The following is a 15853-nucleotide window of genomic DNA, read 5'->3' on the forward strand; positions in this document are numbered from 1 at the left end:
TGTGACCGGAGCGGCCGGGGGGAGGTGCCGTTGGACTGTTGACGCGCCGACGGTCGCGCTTCTAGACTTTCACATAGCAGAATTTGCTTTCCGTAATATGAAATAAGGAGGTTTCGATGTACCAGCAGGACACCCCTCCCGTGCCGGCCGCCCCGGCCGCGGGAACCGGAGCGCCGGAGTTCTACCTCCCGCTCGGCGGCGGCATTGACCCGGACCTGTATGTGCCGGAGGAACGGCACCACGAACGCGGGCGCTTCTCGCGCTGGGTCCACTCGCTGCCGGTATTCGGCCGGCGGATCTGAGTACCGCCCTGCGTACCTGCGGAACCGCGCCGGCAAACACAGGTAGTCGCTACTGGCGACCCCCACCGGTAACTCCCATAGCCTGAGGCGGTAAGTAGTGGACCGGAGCTGGGCTTGCGCGGCTGCCCGGGCCGGATGCCACTGAGCGCCAGGGAGGCAAGGATGCGCGACATTATGGAGCAGTCCGGTTCCCGACGTGGCCCATGCGGGGCTTGCCCGTGAAGACCCGCCTGCTGCAATGCGTGTGCTGCCTCCTGGTGATCGGAGGTCTTTCGGCCAGCGCGGTCCGCACCACCGCGGAACCCGGCCTGTCCGCGGATTCCGCTGAAGCGGCCTCCGGTTCTCCCGGTGTCATCGTTCCTACGCCCTCAGGAACTCCAGGGACTCCGGGAGCTCAAGGTGCTCCCGGGACTGATGCGCCGGCAGCGCCTACGGATTCCGCGGCAGCGCCCGGACTGGATGCCTCCACCGGCCAGGCCGCAGCGCCGGCGGACGCCGCACCCTCCGACGCGCCGCCCGCCGATGACACGGCCCATGATGAGTCGTTGAAAGGCAAGCCGGTGGTGTCCAGCCAGGGACTGGGGCCCGCGGGAGTCCCCGGCTCCTGGCATCTGGCGTTCGACGAGGAGTTCAATACGCTGAACCCTGCAGTATGGACTCCCTACTGGTTCAGGGACTGTCATCCTGAATCCAAGATGAACGGTGTCAAGACCTGTTCCAGCAACGTCACGGTCGCCAATGGCGAGGCCGTCCTCCAACTCTCCGACTCCGACTCCGGGGGGCTGCTGTCCACCAACCCCAAGGATGGGGTTCCCGGCCACGTGGGCTTCCAATACACCACGGGATACGTCGAAGCCAGGATCTACTTTCCCGGTACCTGCTCGGGCGGCACCGACAATTGGCCCGCCTGGTGGACCACCGGGCAGAAGTTTCCCAGCACTGGCGAGATAGACATTGCGGAGCCCCTGGAAGGTATCGCGACGAGTGTGTATCACGCCGAAGGCCGTGACATCGCGAAATCTGTCCTTGGTTGTTGGGCTGGTAACTACCACACATATGGCGTTCTCCGGAAGATCGGCGCCAATGACATTTACTTCGATGGCAAGCTCGTTTTCAGTTACAGCACAACCGACGGCAATGCTCCGCACTACCTGATACTGAACGTTGGCCTTTGGGGCGACCGGCAAACTCTGGGCCCTGATGGCGCGGTCCGGGTGGACTGGGTACGGGCCTGGCAGTAACCCCTCAGGAGCCGGGCCGCCCCGGCCACTGCTTGCCGGCCCAGGGGTCGTAGTCGGCGATGAGCTCTTCCTGCGGCGGCCGCTCATCCTCAGGGACGTGCTGGAGGTTCACGCGGACCCGGTACCACAGTGAGCTGGATCCGCGCATCCCATCGACAAGGACGTCGGCCGGCTCGAGCGCGCCCACTGCCGCGGGGTGCCCGGCCTTCCACTGATCGAGGGCTGCCAGGGCCTCGGGCTTGGTCTTGGTCCGGGCCACCTCGATGAGCGGCATGAGGGACTGCCGGCGTCCGGTTCCATTGCCGGCGCGGGGAGCCTTCTCCGCCGGGCCCAGCCTTTCGGCCAGGGCGAGGAGTCCGTCGAGTGCGCCCACGGCATCATCGATCCCGGCGTGCGGGTCCCCGATGTTCGCGAAGCGCTCCGGCACCGTCTGCACCGTGAACTGCTCCGGCCGGGCGGTACGGACCTCTTCCCACGTGAGCGGGGTGGACACCCGGGCGTCCGGCAGGGGCCTGACCGAGTAGGCCGAGGCAACGGTGCGGTCCTTGGCGTTCTGGTTGAAGTCCACGAACACGCTCTCGCCGCGCTCCTCCTTCCACCACCGTGCCGTGGCGAGTCCTGGAGCGCGGTTTTCCACCTCCCGCGCAAGGGTTTCGGCGGCGAGCCGGACATCGCGGTACGACCACTGGGGGGCGATGCGCACCAGGATATGCAACCCGCGGGACCCGCTGGTCTTAGGCCATCCGACCAACCCCACGTCGTCCAGGACCTCCCGGGCCACGTAGGCGACGTCCACGATCTGCGACCAGTCGACGCCAGGCATCGGATCGAGGTCCACCCGCAGTTCGTCCGGGTGCTCCAGGTCTTCGGCCCGCACGGGATGCGGATTCAGATCGAGGCAGCCAAGGTTGATCACCCAGGCCAGGCCCGCCGCATCCCGGATCACTGCTTCCTCCGCCGACGTGCCGGACGCGTAATGCAGTGTGGTGGTGTCGACGAAGGGCGGGTGGTTCTCCGGCACGCGCTTTTGGAAGAAGGGTTCGGCGTTGATGCCCTTGGGGAACCGCTTGAGCACCATCGGCCGGCCTCCCGCACCCCGGAGCGCTCCGTCCGCAACTGCAAGGTAATACCGCACCAGGTCGAGCTTGGTCAGCCCGGGCTCCGGGAATACCACCTTGTCCGGGCTCGAGATCCGGACCTCAACACCCTCGATGTCCAGGATCTCGGCCGGCGTCTTTGACGGAGTCATGCCGCCACGGTAGCAGTGGCCCGGACCCGTGTCAGCCGTTCACCGGCCTCCGTTTACCAGGCGCTTTGCCGCGGCTGAGTGCTCCGCGATGAGCCCTGCGATGTCAAGGCCGGGGATTTGCCCGTCCACGACGCGCCACCTGCCACCCACCATCACCCGGTCGGCGCGGTCGGCGGCGCACAGCAGCAGGGCGGCGACGGGGTCGTGGCTGCCGGAGAAGCGCAGGTCATCAAGCCTGAACAGGGCCAGGTCAGCCTGCATCCCGGGAGCCAACTGGCCCAGCCCGGGGCGGCCCAGCACTGCGGCCGAGCCCCGGGTGGCCCAACCCAGTGCCCGCTCCACCGGGACATCGGCGCCATAACGCAGGCGTTGGAGGTACAGCGCCTGCCGGGCCTCCAAGATCATGTTGGAGGCATCGTTCGACGCAGAGCCGTCCACTCCCAGCCCCACCGGCACGCCCGCGTCCTCAAGTTCCAGGACCCGGGCCGTGCCCGAGGCGAGCCGCATGTTGGAGGTGGGGCAATGGGCGACGCCGGTCCCCGCCGAGCCGAGGCGGGTGATCTCCGCGTCGCTGAAGTGGATCCCGTGCCCCAGCCAGGTGCGGTCCGTCAACCAGCCCACGCTGTCCAGGTAATCCACGGTCCGCAGCCCGAACATCTCCCGGCAGAAGTCCTCCTCGTCAAGGGTTTCGGCCAGGTGGGTGTGCAGCCGGACGTCCAGCCGTTCGGCGAGCGCAGCGCTCTCGGCCATGATTTCCTTGGTGACGGAGAACGGTGAACACGGCGCCAGGGCGATCTGGATGATCGCGTCCTCCCCGCGTTCGTGGTAGGCGCCGATCAGCCGTTCGCTGTCCGCCAGCACAACCTCCGGAGCCTGGACCGTTGACTGCGGCGGCAGGCCGCCGTCGTCCGTTCCCAGCGTCATGGAGCCGCGCGTGAGCGTGGCCCGCATGCCCAGCCGGCGCACCGCCGCCACCTCGATGTCGATGGCATCCTCCAAGCCGGCAGGAAAGAGGTAGTGGTGGTCGGCCGCGGTGGTGCAGCCGCTGAGCAGTAGCTCCGCGAGGGCCGCGGTGGCGGCGAGCTCCACGTCCTTGGGCGTGAGCCGGGCCCAGACCGGGTAGAGGTTCTGCAGCCAGGGGAACAGCGGGGCGTTGGCCACCGGACCCCAGGCGCGGGTGAGGGTTTGGTAGAAGTGGTGGTGCGTGTTGATCAGTCCCGGCAGCAGCACGTGGCTGCCGGCGTCGAACATCTCGGCGCATGGTTCGGACGGCCGCTCTCCGGCGGCCAGAACCTCGGTGATGAGGCCGCCGCTGACCACCACCCCGCCTGAAGCATCAAGGCTGTTGGCGGTGAACGCGGCCTGCGGATTCCGGATCCAGAGCCGGGGTGCGGGTGTGGGAATGGGCTGGTGCATGGGATGTTCCTGTCCTGAGCGCGGTGGCAGTTGTTCCAGCTCAGTGAGGCCCTGTCTGCTGATCCAGGTGGCCGCGGCCGGGCCGCGGGTCCGACGAGATTAGCCAGCCCGGGCGCCGGGCGTCAACACCGGCGGGATGTGACTGGGCGGCGTTAACAACCCGAAACACGGATTTCACATTGCGAAATTAAATTTCCAGAAAACTATGGCGCGGACCACAAACCGGTGCTAATCTCGATTCTGCCAAAGGCGGGCACCCGAACCCGGGAAGCTATCTACCAGGCGCAACTTAACCTTCACAGCACATGCTGAAGCCTGGTAACCGTCGCACCTGGTTCTACTGGTCCTGCACGGCATCAGGCTTCCCGGCAAAAGGAAGTCGCATCATGAGTACCACCGTCACGGCCGAGCAGTTCCTGGCCAGATCAATCCGGCTGGCAACGGCCAACGTCCTGAACAGCGGCGGCCCCTTCGGCGCCATGATCGTCACCGCGGACGGCACAACGTTCGACGGCGTCAACCGCGTCACGGCGGACAACGATCCCACGGCCCACGCCGAAGTCACCGCCATACGCACCGCCTGCCGCGAACTCGGCACCTTCGACCTCAGCGGCGCGGTCCTCTACACCAGCTGCGAGCCATGCCCTATGTGCCTGGCCTCCGCACTCTGGGCACGCGTTGACCGCGTGGTCTACGCCGCCGACCGGCACGATGCCGCCTCGGTGGGTTTCGACGACGCCGTCTTCTACGAATACTTCGAAAACCAGGACAGGGACTCCCTGATGCCGGTCTCCAAGCTGGAGCTGGGCGATCCCCAGGCCCCTGCGGCGTTGGAGCCGTTCAACACCTGGAACACGCTCGAATCCAGGATCGACTACTAGGCCGGGCGGCTGACATGACCATCCTGGACCATTCCCACGAGGAGCATCCGGCTCCAACCACCAGCACGTCGCGGCGGGTGCCGCGCACCCCGGCGCAAGCGTCACCCATCCCCGGGCCGCCGTCGTCGGGCTCCTTCCTGGACCGCTTCTTCCAGGTCACCCGGCGCGGCTCAACCCTTGCCCGCGAATTCCGGGGCGGCCTGGTCACCTTCTTCACCATGGCGTACATCGTCATCCTGAACCCCCTCATCCTCGGCGGGTTCAGCGCGGACAACGCCCCCACCGACGTCGCCGGCGGCTGGCTTTCCGCATCCCAGGTGGGCGCCGTCACCGGCCTCACCGCCGGCGTCATGACCATCCTGTTCGGCCTCATCGCCAACCTGCCCTTCGGGCTCGCCGCCGGGCTGGGCATCAACTCCTTCCTGGCCGTCTCGGTGATCCACGAAGTCACCTGGCCCGAGGCTATGGGACTGGTGGTGATCAACGGCATCCTGATCGTCCTGTTCGGCGTCACCGGCGCCCGGACCGCCATCTTCAGGGCCGTTCCCAAGGAACTCAAGGCCGCCATCACCGTGGGCATCGGCCTGTTCATCGCCTTCATCGGCTTTGTTGACTCGGGCTTCGTCCGGCCCACCACCGGCGGGCCGCCCGTGCAACTGGGCGACGGCGGCTCCATCACCTCCGTGCCCACGCTGGTGTTCGTCGTCGGGCTCCTGGCCATGGGCATCCTGGTGGCGCGCAAAGTGCAGGGCGGCCTGCTCATTGGCATCGTCGGCACCACCGTGCTGGCCGCCGTCGTCGAAGCCGTCCTGAAACTGGGCCCTGCCAGTACCACCAACCCCGGCGGCTGGCACCTGAACACCCCGGTCCTGTCCGGCCAGCTGGTCTCCGCGCCCGACCTGGGCCTGGTGGGCCACTTCGACCTCTTTGGTTCGTTCAGCCGGATCGGCGGACTCGCGGCCACCATGCTGGTGTTCACGCTGGTGTTCACCAACTTCTTCGACGCCATGGGCACCATGACCGGCCTGGCCAAGAACGCCGGCGTGGCCCACAAGGACGGCACGTTCCCGCGCCTGAAATCGGCCTTCATCGTTGAAGGCTTCGGCGCCGTGGCGGGCGGGGCAACCTCAGGCTCGTCCAACACGGTATACATCGACTCCGCGGCGGGTATCGGTGAGGGCGCGCGGACCGGCCTTGCCTCGGTGGTCACCGGCGTGCTGTTCCTCGGCTCGATGTTCCTCACCCCGCTCACCAGCGTGGTGCCGCTCGAGGTCGCCGCCGCCGCGCTGGTGGTGGTGGGCGCCATGATGATGGCCCAAATCCGCGAGATCAAGTTCACCAAGTTCACCGTGGCCCTGCCGGCATTCCTCACCATCGTCACCATGCCGCTGAGCTACTCGATCGCCAACGGCATCGGCGTCGGCTTCGTGAGCTGGGCCGTCATCGGCGCCGCGTCCGGCAAGGCAAAGAAGATCCATCCGCTGATGTGGGTGGTGAGCGCCGGGTTCCTGGTGTACTTCGCCCGCGGACCGATCAACCTCCTGCTGGGCGGCTGATCGTTGCCCCAACCAGACCAGGGGCCGGGCCAATGCTTGGCCCGGCCCCTGACAGGACAGACAATGGACACCACCGCCGCGCGGAAGAAGGAGTGCCGCCATGCTTGACCTGATCCCTTCGCTCGGCCGCTGGCTGCCCCGCCTCGCGGACCGGCAGTTCGCCGTGGCCACCATCGTGGCTGCCTCCGGTTCGGTGCCCCGCCCCGTGGGGACCTCAATGCTCGTCACGGAATCCGGTGAGGTGCTGGGCAGCCTCTCCGGCGGCTGTGTTGAAGGCGCCGTGGTGGCGCTCGCCCAGGAGGCAATGGACGACGACGTCCCGCGCCACAAGGTCTTCGGCTTCAGTTCCGCCGACGCCTTCGCGGCCGGGCTCACCTGCGGCGGACAGCTGGAGATCCATGTCCAGCCGGTGCCGGCGGCCGTTCCCGATAAACCGGGGCACCCGCTCCGGGCAGCCGTGCGGCAACTCGCCGGCCTCGGCCACGACGAACCCGTGGCGCTGGTACGGCTGGTGGGCGCACAAGGTGGCGCCGCCGTCGTACTCCTTGATCCGGCGAAGTTCCGCGTGGCTGCCTCCCCGGAACTGTCACCTGTACTGCGCGGGGAGTCCGCGCTGCGGGTGGAGTCCATCCTGCGCGGCGGCGGCGCAGGGCTGGTCCCGCTGGTCCAGGCAGTGGACTGCCTGCCGCACCGCGACGGCGATAGCCGGCGTTCCGGGGAACCCGCCGTCCTGGTGGAGTCCCGGCTCGCCCCGCCACGCATGCTGGTGTTCGGCGCCAACGATTTCGGGGCGGCCCTGGTGCCCGCCGCCAAGCTGCTTGGCTACCACGTGACCCTGGTGGACGCCCGGCCGGCCTTCGCTTCGCAGCCCCGGTTCGCCGCCGCAGACCAAGTGGTCACCGACTGGCCGCACCGTTACCTGGCGGCGGAAGCGGCCGCGGGCCGGACGGACAGCCGCACCGTGGCCGCCGTCCTGACCCATGACCCAAAGTTCGATGTCCCCCTGCTGGAAACGGCACTGACCCTGGAGCTCGCCTATGTGGGGGCCATGGGGTCCCGGCGGAGCCATCTGCAAAGGGTTGACGAACTCCTCAGCGCTGGCATACCGCCGGAGCGGATTGCCCGGCTGCACTCACCCATCGGACTGGACCTCGGCGCCGTCACCCCCGCCGAGGTGGCGGTGTCCGTCACCGCGGAACTCATCGCGGCGCGCAGCCGCGCCGCCACCTGCGTGCCGCTGCGCGACACCACCGGCACCATCCACCACCGTGCGCCGGCAACGGCGCCCGCAGACCTTACCCCGCAGGAGATCGCATGGACATGAACACCATCGAGGCGGTGGTCCGCACCACCGACCCCGCAGAATGGCGCGACGGCGACGCCTGGCTGGCCGGCGGAACGGTCCTCTTCTCCTACGGCAGCTACGCCTTTGGGCCCCAGCCGCTCACGCGGCTCCTGGACCTCGGCTCAGCCGGCTGGACCCCCGTCACCGTCACCGACGACGGCATTGACCTTGCCGCCACCTGCACCATTGCCGACCTGTACAAACTTCCCGGCACGGCGGCCGCGGACGGCCGTGGCTGGCCCGGGCTGGACCTGGTCCGGGCCTGCTGCGATTCCTTCGTGGCCTCCTTCAAGGTGTGGAATATGTCCACTGTGGGCGGCAACCTCTGCACGTCCTTGCCCGCCGGCCCCGTCATCTCGCTCTGCGCCGGGCTGGACGGTGTGGCCACCATCCTCACCCCGGGCGGCGGAAGCCGCAACGTCCCGGTCTCGGACTTCGTGACCGGTGACGCCACCAACTGCCTGGCACCGGGCGAGCTGCTCCGCAGCGTCCACCTCCCGGCGTCGGCCCTTTCCTCACGCGTGGCGTTCCGCCGCCTGTCCCTGAGCAACCTGGGCCGGTCCGGGGTGCTCCTGATCGGGCGGCTCGACGCCGGCGGCTCGCTGGTCCTGACCGTCACCGCCGCGACCAAACGGCCGGTGCAGCTGCGCTTCGACGGCCTGCCCGATGCCGACCGGCTGGCAGTTGCCCTGGACGACGCCATCCCGGCCGGGCTCTACCACGACGACATCCACGGGCTGCCGGCCTGGCGCCGCGACATGACCTACCGGCTGGCAGAGGAAATCCGCGCCGAACTTGCCGTGCCGGCCGGTGTGCCCGGGCTGCGTTTCTCCGGAGACTTCTGGCCGCCCCGCACCAGTGCAACACCGGCAGCCCGGCCCACCACACGTCCGAAAGGGGCCTGAGCATGGCCATCGAGATCAACGGCACCGCGTCCGAGGCTGCTCCGCGGCCCGGGCAGTGCCTGCGCACGTTCCTGCGCGAGCAAGGCAACCTGGGCGTCAAGAAAGGCTGCGACGGCGGCGACTGCGGAGCCTGCACGGTGCACGTGGACGGCACCCCGGTCCACAGCTGCATCTACCCTGCGGTCCGCGCCGAGGGCCATGCGGTGACCACCATCGAGGGGCTGGCCGGCACCACTGACGGCGGCCTGCATCCGGTGCAGCAGCAGTTCCTGGAGCGGCAAGGCTTCCAGTGCGGCTTCTGCACGGCCGGCATGGTGATGACCGCGGCCACGTTCGACGACGCGCAAAAGGACAACCTGCCCCGCAACCTCAAAGGCAACCTCTGCCGGTGCACCGGCTACCGCGCCATCGCCGATGCCGTCTGCGGGAACGCAGGCCACCCGGATCCCGAAGGGCCGGGCTCGGGCATCGCCGGGGAGGGCCAGCCGGATCCGGAACCGGGCAGGCTGGGCGACGACGTCCCGGCCCCGGCCAGCCGCGCCGTGGTCACGGGGGCCGCGCGCTACACGCTCGACGTCCCCCCGGACCAGCAGCAAGGGCTGCTGCATTTGAAGATCCTCCGATCCCCGCACGCGCACGCCCGAGTAGTGTCCATCGACAAGGACGCGGCGCTGAACGTGCCCGGCGTGGTGGCGGTCCTCACCTCCGAGGACGCCCCGGCGCAGCTGTTTTCCACGGCCCAGCACGAACTCTTCACCGATGACCCGGACGATACCCGGGTCCTCGATGACGTGGTCCGGTTCATCGGCCAGCGGGTGGCCGCCGTCGTGGCTGAATCGGTGAGCGCCGCCGAAGCCGGCGTCCGCGCCCTGCAGGTGGAGTACCAGGAACTTCCTGCGGTCTTTTCGCCGCAGGAAGCGCTGCTCCCGGGCGCCGCCCTGGTCCACGGAGACAAGGACGCCGCGAAAGCGCGTATCTCCCGCCCGGAGCGGAATGTGGTGGCTGAGCTGCACTCGGAACTGGGAAACGTCGCCGACGGCTTCGCCGCCGCCGACTTCATCCACGAACAGACCTACCGGACCCAGCGCGTCCAGCACGTCGCCCTGGAAACCCACGCTGCCATCGCCACGGTGGACGACGACGGCCGGCTGCAGGTGCGCACGTCCAGCCAGGTCCCGTTCCTGGTGCGCCGCACGCTGTGCCGGGTGTTCGGGCTCGAGGAGGACCGCGTGCACGTGGTGGCAGGACGCGTGGGCGGCGGATTCGGCGGCAAACAGGAGGTCCTCACCGAGGACCTCGTAGCGCTCGCGGCCCTGAAACTGAAACGGCCGGTCCAGCTGGAACTGACCCGCACGGAACAGTTCACCGCCACCACAACCCGGCACCCGTTCACCATCAAGCTGAAAGCCGGCGCCGCCAAGGACGGCAGGCTGACGGCCCTGGAACTGGACGTAGTGACCAACACCGGCGCCTACGGCAACCACGGCCCGGGCGTCATGTTCCACGGCTGCGGCGAGTCGCTGGCTGTCTACAAGTGCGCGAACAAGAAGGTGGACGCGCATTCGGTCTATACCAACACCGTCCCGGCCGGGGCGTTCCGCGGCTACGGGTTGAGCCAGATGATTTTTGCGATCGAGTCCGCGATGGACGAGCTGGCCGCCGGGATCGGGATGGACCCGCTGGAGTTCCGCCGCCGGAACATGGTCCGGGAAGGGGACCACATGCTATCCACCCAGCCCGAGCCGGAGGAGGACGTCCACTACGGCAGCTACGGGCTGGACCAGTGCCTGGACCTGGTCCGGGATGCGCTGGACCGCGGCAGGCTCCGGTACCGGGAAGCGGGCCTCGAGGACCTCGGGCCGGACTGGATGGTGGGCCAGGGCACCGCCCTCTCCATGATCGACACCGTGCCGCCACGCGGCCACTTTGCCCATTCCCGGCTCCGGCTCCTGCCTGACGGAACGTACCAGGCCGACGTCGGGACCGCCGAGTTCGGCAACGGCACCACTACCGTCCACAGCCAGCTCGCCGCCACGGCATTGTCCACGGAAGCGTCACGGGTGGCGGTGCGACAATCGGACACGGACCTGGTGGAGCACGATACCGGCGCGTTCGGTTCGGCCGGCACCGTGGTGGCCGGCAAGGCCACCCTTGAAGCAGCCGAAGAGCTGGCTGTCCGGATCCGCGGGTTCGCGGCGGGCATCCGCCAAACGCAGGCTTCCGCGTGCGTCCTCGACGGCGACGCCGTGGTGGTCGACGGGACACGCGTGGCACTGGCTGAACTGGCCCAGGCCGCCGCGGATGCCGGCGTCGAACTCGCTGCTGAGGGCCGCTGGGGCGGAACGCCGCGCTCTGTCGCGTTCAACGTTCACGGCTTCCGGGTGGCGGTGAACCGCGGCACCGGCGAGCTGAAGATCCTGCAGAGCGTGCAGGCCGCCGACGCCGGCGTGGTGGTCAACCCGCGCCAGTGCCGGGGACAGATCGAAGGCGGGATCGCCCAGGCCATTGGTGCCACGCTGTACGAGGAAGTGGTGGTGAATGACGACGGCAAGGTCACCACGGACATCCTGCGGCAGTACCACATTCCGACCTTTGCGGACGTGCCGCGCAGCGAGGTGTACTTCGCGGACACGAATGACAAGCTGGGGCCGCTGGGTGCGAAATCGATGAGCGAGAGTCCGTTCAACCCGGTAGCCCCGGCGCTCGCCAACGCCATCAGGAACGCCACCGGAGTCCGCTTCGCACAGCTCCCCATCGCCCGGGACCGGATCTACCTGGGGCTGAAGGAGGCCGGGCTCGTCCCGGCGCGGGAGCAGGTTCTTTCCTGAAATCAACGCGGGGTCACGGGAGGCCTTCCGCGGGCCGGAACTGACCCGGCGTTGCATCGTTGCATATAGTCAGGGGATGGAACAGCGGATTTTAGGCAAGACCGGACGGAACGTCTCCATCGTGGGGCTGGGCACCTGGCAGCTTGGCGCGGACTGGGGCACCGTGGACCCGGCACAGGCGCAGGCCATTCTCGCAGCCTCCGTGGAGGCCGGCGTCACCTTCTTTGATACCGCCGATGTCTATGGCGACGGAAAGAGCGAGCAGGCCATCGGGAAATTCCTCGCCGACAACCCGGGGCACGGCGTCACCGTGGCCACCAAGATGGGCCGCCGGATGGAACAGCGGGCGGAAAACTATTCGTTGGCCAACTTTCGCCAGTGGGTGGACCGCTCACGGAAGAACCTGGGCACCGACACCTTGGACCTGGTCCAGCTGCACTGCCCGCCCACCGCCGTCTACAGCAACAATGAGGTGTATGACGCCTTGGACACGCTCGTCGCCGAAGGCGCCATCCGCAACTACGGTGTCAGCGTGGAACGAACGGACGAGGCCCTGGAAGCCATCCGCCACGAAGGGACCGCATCGGTCCAAATCATCCTGAACGCCTTCCGGCTCAAACCGCTGGATGAAGTCCTCCCCACCGCGAAGGCCGCCGGTGTAGGCATCATTGCCCGGGTGCCGCTGGCGTCCGGGCTGCTGTCCGGAAAGTACTCGAAGGACACCACCTTCGCGGAGAACGACCACCGGAACTACAACCGCCACGGCGAAGCCTTTGACGTGGGGGAGACCTTCTCCGGCGTGGACTTTGAGCTGGGCCTGAAGGCGGTGGCGGAGTTCGAGCAGCTGGTGCCCGCCGGGGCCACCACGGCGCAGGCCGCCATCGCCTGGATCGCGGCGCAGGACGGCGTCACCTCCGTAATCCCCGGCGCGCGCAACGTGGAGCAGGCCCAGGGCAACGCCGCGGCAGCAGGGGTAAGCGTCGGCAAAGAGTTCGACGACGGCGTCCGCTGGATTTACGACCACTACTTCCGCGAGGCCGTCCATCCGCGCTGGTAGCGTGCGCCGCCTGCCCCCATGCCTCGCTTCGCTCGCCACGGGGACCCCGGGCGGCTCTCTTATCAACTCCACTTTGTGGCACGTCGGCGGCAAGGAGTTCACCAGTGACCAAGCGGGCGAACTACAGGGGGGTGCTGGAATCGCTGCCACCGGAACAATGGGAGGCCTACCTCGCCGCCGAGTCCGGGCTGCCCGGGCCGCGCGGCAACATCGAACTGGCGGAAGCGTTCGCCGATGTGGCGGATCCCGCCCTGATCCGCCTGTACGCCCGGAGCCTGGATGAATACTTTGCCGTGTGTGGTGCCGTCGGCTACGGCCGGCTCCTTGTCGAAGGCGATCCCGAGGCCGCCCAAACCCTGAGGTTGCTGGCCGAAGACGGCCGATGGCGCGTGCGCGAGGGCGTGGCGATGGCGTTGCAACGCCTGGGAGACAGGGACATGCCGGGGTTGTGGAAACTGGCCTCGGATTGGCTCGCCGATGGACCCCTGGTGCAGCGTGCCGTGGCGGCCGGGATCTGCGAACCGCGCCTGCTCCGCCGGCCGGAAGACGCCGCCAAGGCGGTCGAGGTACTGGACACGATCACCGCGGCCATTGAGGGAACTGAGCCGCAGCGGCGGCAGGCCGACCAGTTCCGCGTGCTGCGCCAGGCACTTGGATATTGCTGGAGTGTTGCGGTCGCTGCTTCTCCGGTGCTGGGTATTGCGCACCTGGAACGGTGGGCTTCGAGCCGGGACAAGGACCTGCGATGGATACTGCGCGAGAACCTCAAGAAGGCTCGCCTTGCCAGGGCCGATCCGGCTGCTGCAGAGCGTCTGGCCGCCCGACTGGAAGAGCGCGGTGAATGAGCGCTCCCGCCATCGCTGCTTTTGTTGAGGGGCTGGCAGCCGTGGAAATGGGGCCTGCCTGCAACAACTTCTTCTCCCATGCAGTTCCGGAGAATGCGCTGCGGCGCCAGAACCTGCTGATCTACCTGCAGGAGATGCTGGACCGCCGGCCCAGCGTTCTGCTCGTGGGAGAGGCACCAGGTTTCAGGGGCATGCGGATCACCGGGGTGCCGTTCACCAACCGGACCATCCTGGAAGGCCCGGCCAACAGGTTCGGACTTTTTGGGCCGGGTAAAGGCTATGTGCTGCCGCCGGAAGCTGCAGGAGTGCCCGCCGAACCCACTGCAACGGTGCTGTGGCAGGTCCTGGAAGAAGTGGACTTCCTCCCGCTGCTGTGGAGTGCTTTTCCCTGGCACCCCCACCAACCGGGCAGGCCGTTGTCCAATCGCACGCCGAAGCCCTCGGAAACGAAGCTCGGCACGCCGTTCTGGCAGGAGCTCGCTGAATTGTTCGGCATCAGCTCCATCGTGGCGGTGGGTAACGTTGCCCTGCACAGCCTGCAGCGCAGCGGACTGGAGGTGCCCAAAATCCGGCATCCCGCCCACGGCGGCCGCTCCGGCTTCAAACAGGGTCTGGAGCAATTGCTCGCCTCTGGTGGTTGAGCTTGTCGAGACCCAACTACGCGTTTTGGTGTCCGTTGTTGTGGCGGCCTTAAATGTCAGACCCTCTGGTGATGATTGGTGTATGGGGAAAGCGGCGGTGGTGGGGGCGTTTGAGGATATCCGTGCTGCCCTTGCCGTGCTTGTTGCGGAGGTGGATGGGTGCGGTGTGGAGCTGTTCTCGGTTGCTGATCCGTTGGCGGGGTTGGCGGATGGGTGCCTGGATGTCCTGGCCGGTGTCCGTGAGGTGGAGGCCAGGGTTGCTGGTCTGAAAGCCCGGGCTGCGGTGGGGTATGCGGATGCTGCCGGTGTTGTTGCGGGGCCGGGTGTGCCGGTGGTGGCGCAGGAGATGGCGGTCGCGGCGGAGATCGGCTGTGTGCTGGCTCTTGGTCCGCGGGCGGCGTCGTCGTTCCTTGCCGCGTCGCACGCGGTGGTCAAGGAGTTGCCGTTGACCCTGGCCGCGTTGCAGGCGGGGACTCTGTCGTGGGGGCATGCGGTGGCCATGGCTGATGAGACAGCCGGCCTGGATGTTGCCGGGGCGGCGGCGTTGGAGGCGCATTTCCTGGACCCGGGCGAACCGGATCGGGCGCGCGGTTGTCCGGTGGGGGAGTTGCCGGCGCACCGGTTCCGTGCCAAGGCGCGGACGTGGCGGGAGCGCCATCATGCCGGGTCGATTGAGAAGCGCCATGCCAAGGGAATTTCGGATCGGCGGGTGGAGTACCGGCCGGACCGGGACGGGATGGCGTGGCTGGGCGCGTACCTGCCTGCGGACCAGGCGTTGGCTGGGTTGAACCGGCTCACCGCGATCGCCCGGTCCCAGCAGGGACCTGAGGAACCCCGGACCATGACACAGCTCCGTGCGGACAACTTCGCTGACGTGATCCTCACCAACGGACTTACCCCCGCCAGCAGCGGGAGCGGTACCGGCGGAGGTGGGGAGGGCCTGAGCGAGGGGTTCGACGCCGGGACCGGGGACGGGGCGGGGGCTGGCTTGTCATCTTCGATCCGGGCGCAGGTGTTGGTGACCGTGCCGGTGTTCTCCCTGCTGGGTCTGACCGATGAGCCGGCGGTGCTGGACGGGTACGGGCCGATCCCGGCGTCGATGGCCCGCCGGTTGGTCGCTGATGGGGGCGGGCTCGTTCTACCGGGTGCTGGTGGACCCGCGGGACGGGGCGCCGCTGGAGATCGGGCGGACCAGCTACCGGGTGGGTAAAGCCATGCGGAACTGGCTCCGGCTCAGGGACGGTAAATGCCCGTTCCCCGGCTGCAGCAACAACTCCCTGGACACCGAGGCCGACCACATCCTTGCCTGGGCAGAGGGCGGCACCACCGGAATCAGCAACCTGGGACAGCCCTGCCCCAAACACCACCGCCTCCGGCACACCACAGGCTGGAAACCCACACCCGCCAGCAAAACCGAACCACCCGGCTGGACCTCACCGGCCGGCCGCCACTACACCAGCGAACACCAAGACTCGGAACCCACAACATGGCCGGACGGAATACGGCCGGGCAGTGTAGACATCGTTCGCCATGGAGGATCCCCCGGTGAGCATGCCATTGAGAAGTTCCTGCGCGCGCAAGCCTGAC

The 15853-nt window shown here is 68.1% G+C and carries 12 protein-coding genes and 1 pseudogene; 11 read left to right on the plus strand and 2 right to left on the minus strand.

The window, feature by feature from the left end:
- The first annotated feature begins 116 nt into the window (after positions 1-116).
- Both QF050_RS07175 and QF050_RS07180 read left to right on the plus strand, forming a co-directional pair.
- Positions 117-302 (plus strand): hypothetical protein, encoded by a 186-nt coding sequence (locus QF050_RS07175; RefSeq protein WP_308929819.1) that lies wholly within the window; start codon positions 117-119, stop codon positions 300-302.
- Between the two features lie 218 nt (positions 303-520).
- Positions 521-1543: a family 16 glycosylhydrolase gene (locus QF050_RS07180; RefSeq protein ID WP_308929820.1), complete on the plus strand. Its 1023-nt coding sequence runs from the start codon at positions 521-523 to the stop codon at positions 1541-1543.
- Positions 1544-1547: 4 nt separating this feature from the next.
- Here QF050_RS07180 and ligD read toward each other — a convergent pair whose 3' ends face one another.
- Both ligD and QF050_RS07190 read right to left on the minus strand, forming a co-directional pair.
- On the minus strand, positions 1548-2792 hold the full coding sequence (gene ligD, locus QF050_RS07185) for a non-homologous end-joining DNA ligase (RefSeq protein WP_308929821.1): 1245 nt from the start codon (positions 2790-2792) through the stop codon (positions 1548-1550).
- A 39-nt stretch (positions 2793-2831) separates the two neighbouring features.
- Positions 2832-4208, minus strand: coding sequence for an 8-oxoguanine deaminase (locus QF050_RS07190; protein WP_308929822.1), 1377 nt, complete (start codon positions 4206-4208; stop codon positions 2832-2834).
- Between the two features lie 386 nt (positions 4209-4594).
- Between QF050_RS07190 and QF050_RS07195 the strand changes: the two genes are divergently transcribed.
- From QF050_RS07195 to QF050_RS07235, 9 genes and pseudogenes are all read left to right on the plus strand, one after another.
- A complete protein-coding gene (locus QF050_RS07195) occupies positions 4595-5089 on the plus strand; it encodes a nucleoside deaminase (protein ID WP_308929823.1) in 495 nt (164 codons plus the stop codon).
- A gap of 14 nt (positions 5090-5103) precedes the next feature.
- Positions 5104-6645 (plus strand): NCS2 family permease, encoded by a 1542-nt coding sequence (locus QF050_RS07200; protein WP_308929824.1) that lies wholly within the window; start codon positions 5104-5106, stop codon positions 6643-6645.
- A gap of 100 nt (positions 6646-6745) precedes the next feature.
- A complete protein-coding gene (locus QF050_RS07205; protein ID WP_308929825.1) occupies positions 6746-7969 on the plus strand; it encodes an XdhC family protein in 1224 nt (407 codons plus the stop codon).
- Positions 7960-8895 carry an FAD binding domain-containing protein gene (locus tag QF050_RS07210; RefSeq protein WP_308929826.1) on the plus strand — a complete coding sequence of 312 codons (936 nt, stop codon included), beginning with the start codon at positions 7960-7962 and terminating at the stop codon, positions 8893-8895. The genes QF050_RS07205 and QF050_RS07210 overlap by 10 nt, the downstream gene beginning before the upstream one ends.
- A 2-nt stretch (positions 8896-8897) precedes the next feature.
- Positions 8898-11723 carry a molybdopterin cofactor-binding domain-containing protein gene (locus QF050_RS07215; RefSeq protein ID WP_308929827.1) on the plus strand — a complete coding sequence of 942 codons (2826 nt, stop codon included), beginning with the start codon at positions 8898-8900 and terminating at the stop codon, positions 11721-11723.
- A gap of 76 nt (positions 11724-11799) precedes the next feature.
- Positions 11800-12780, plus strand: a complete 981-nt coding sequence (locus QF050_RS07220; RefSeq protein WP_308929828.1) for an aldo/keto reductase — start codon at positions 11800-11802, stop codon at positions 12778-12780.
- A gap of 104 nt (positions 12781-12884) precedes the next feature.
- Positions 12885-13625, plus strand: coding sequence for a HEAT repeat domain-containing protein (locus QF050_RS07225; protein WP_308929829.1), 741 nt, complete (start codon positions 12885-12887; stop codon positions 13623-13625).
- Positions 13622-14266 carry a uracil-DNA glycosylase gene (locus tag QF050_RS07230; RefSeq protein ID WP_308929830.1) on the plus strand — a complete coding sequence of 215 codons (645 nt, stop codon included), beginning with the start codon at positions 13622-13624 and terminating at the stop codon, positions 14264-14266. The genes QF050_RS07225 and QF050_RS07230 overlap by 4 nt, the downstream gene beginning before the upstream one ends.
- Before the next feature lie 82 nt (positions 14267-14348).
- Positions 14349-15852, plus strand: a pseudogene (locus tag QF050_RS07235) (DUF222 domain-containing protein).
- Position 15853 lies beyond the last annotated feature (1 nt).

This window comes from Arthrobacter sp. SLBN-112, assembly GCF_030944625.1.
Taxonomy (GTDB): Bacteria; Actinomycetota; Actinomycetes; order Actinomycetales; family Micrococcaceae; genus Arthrobacter.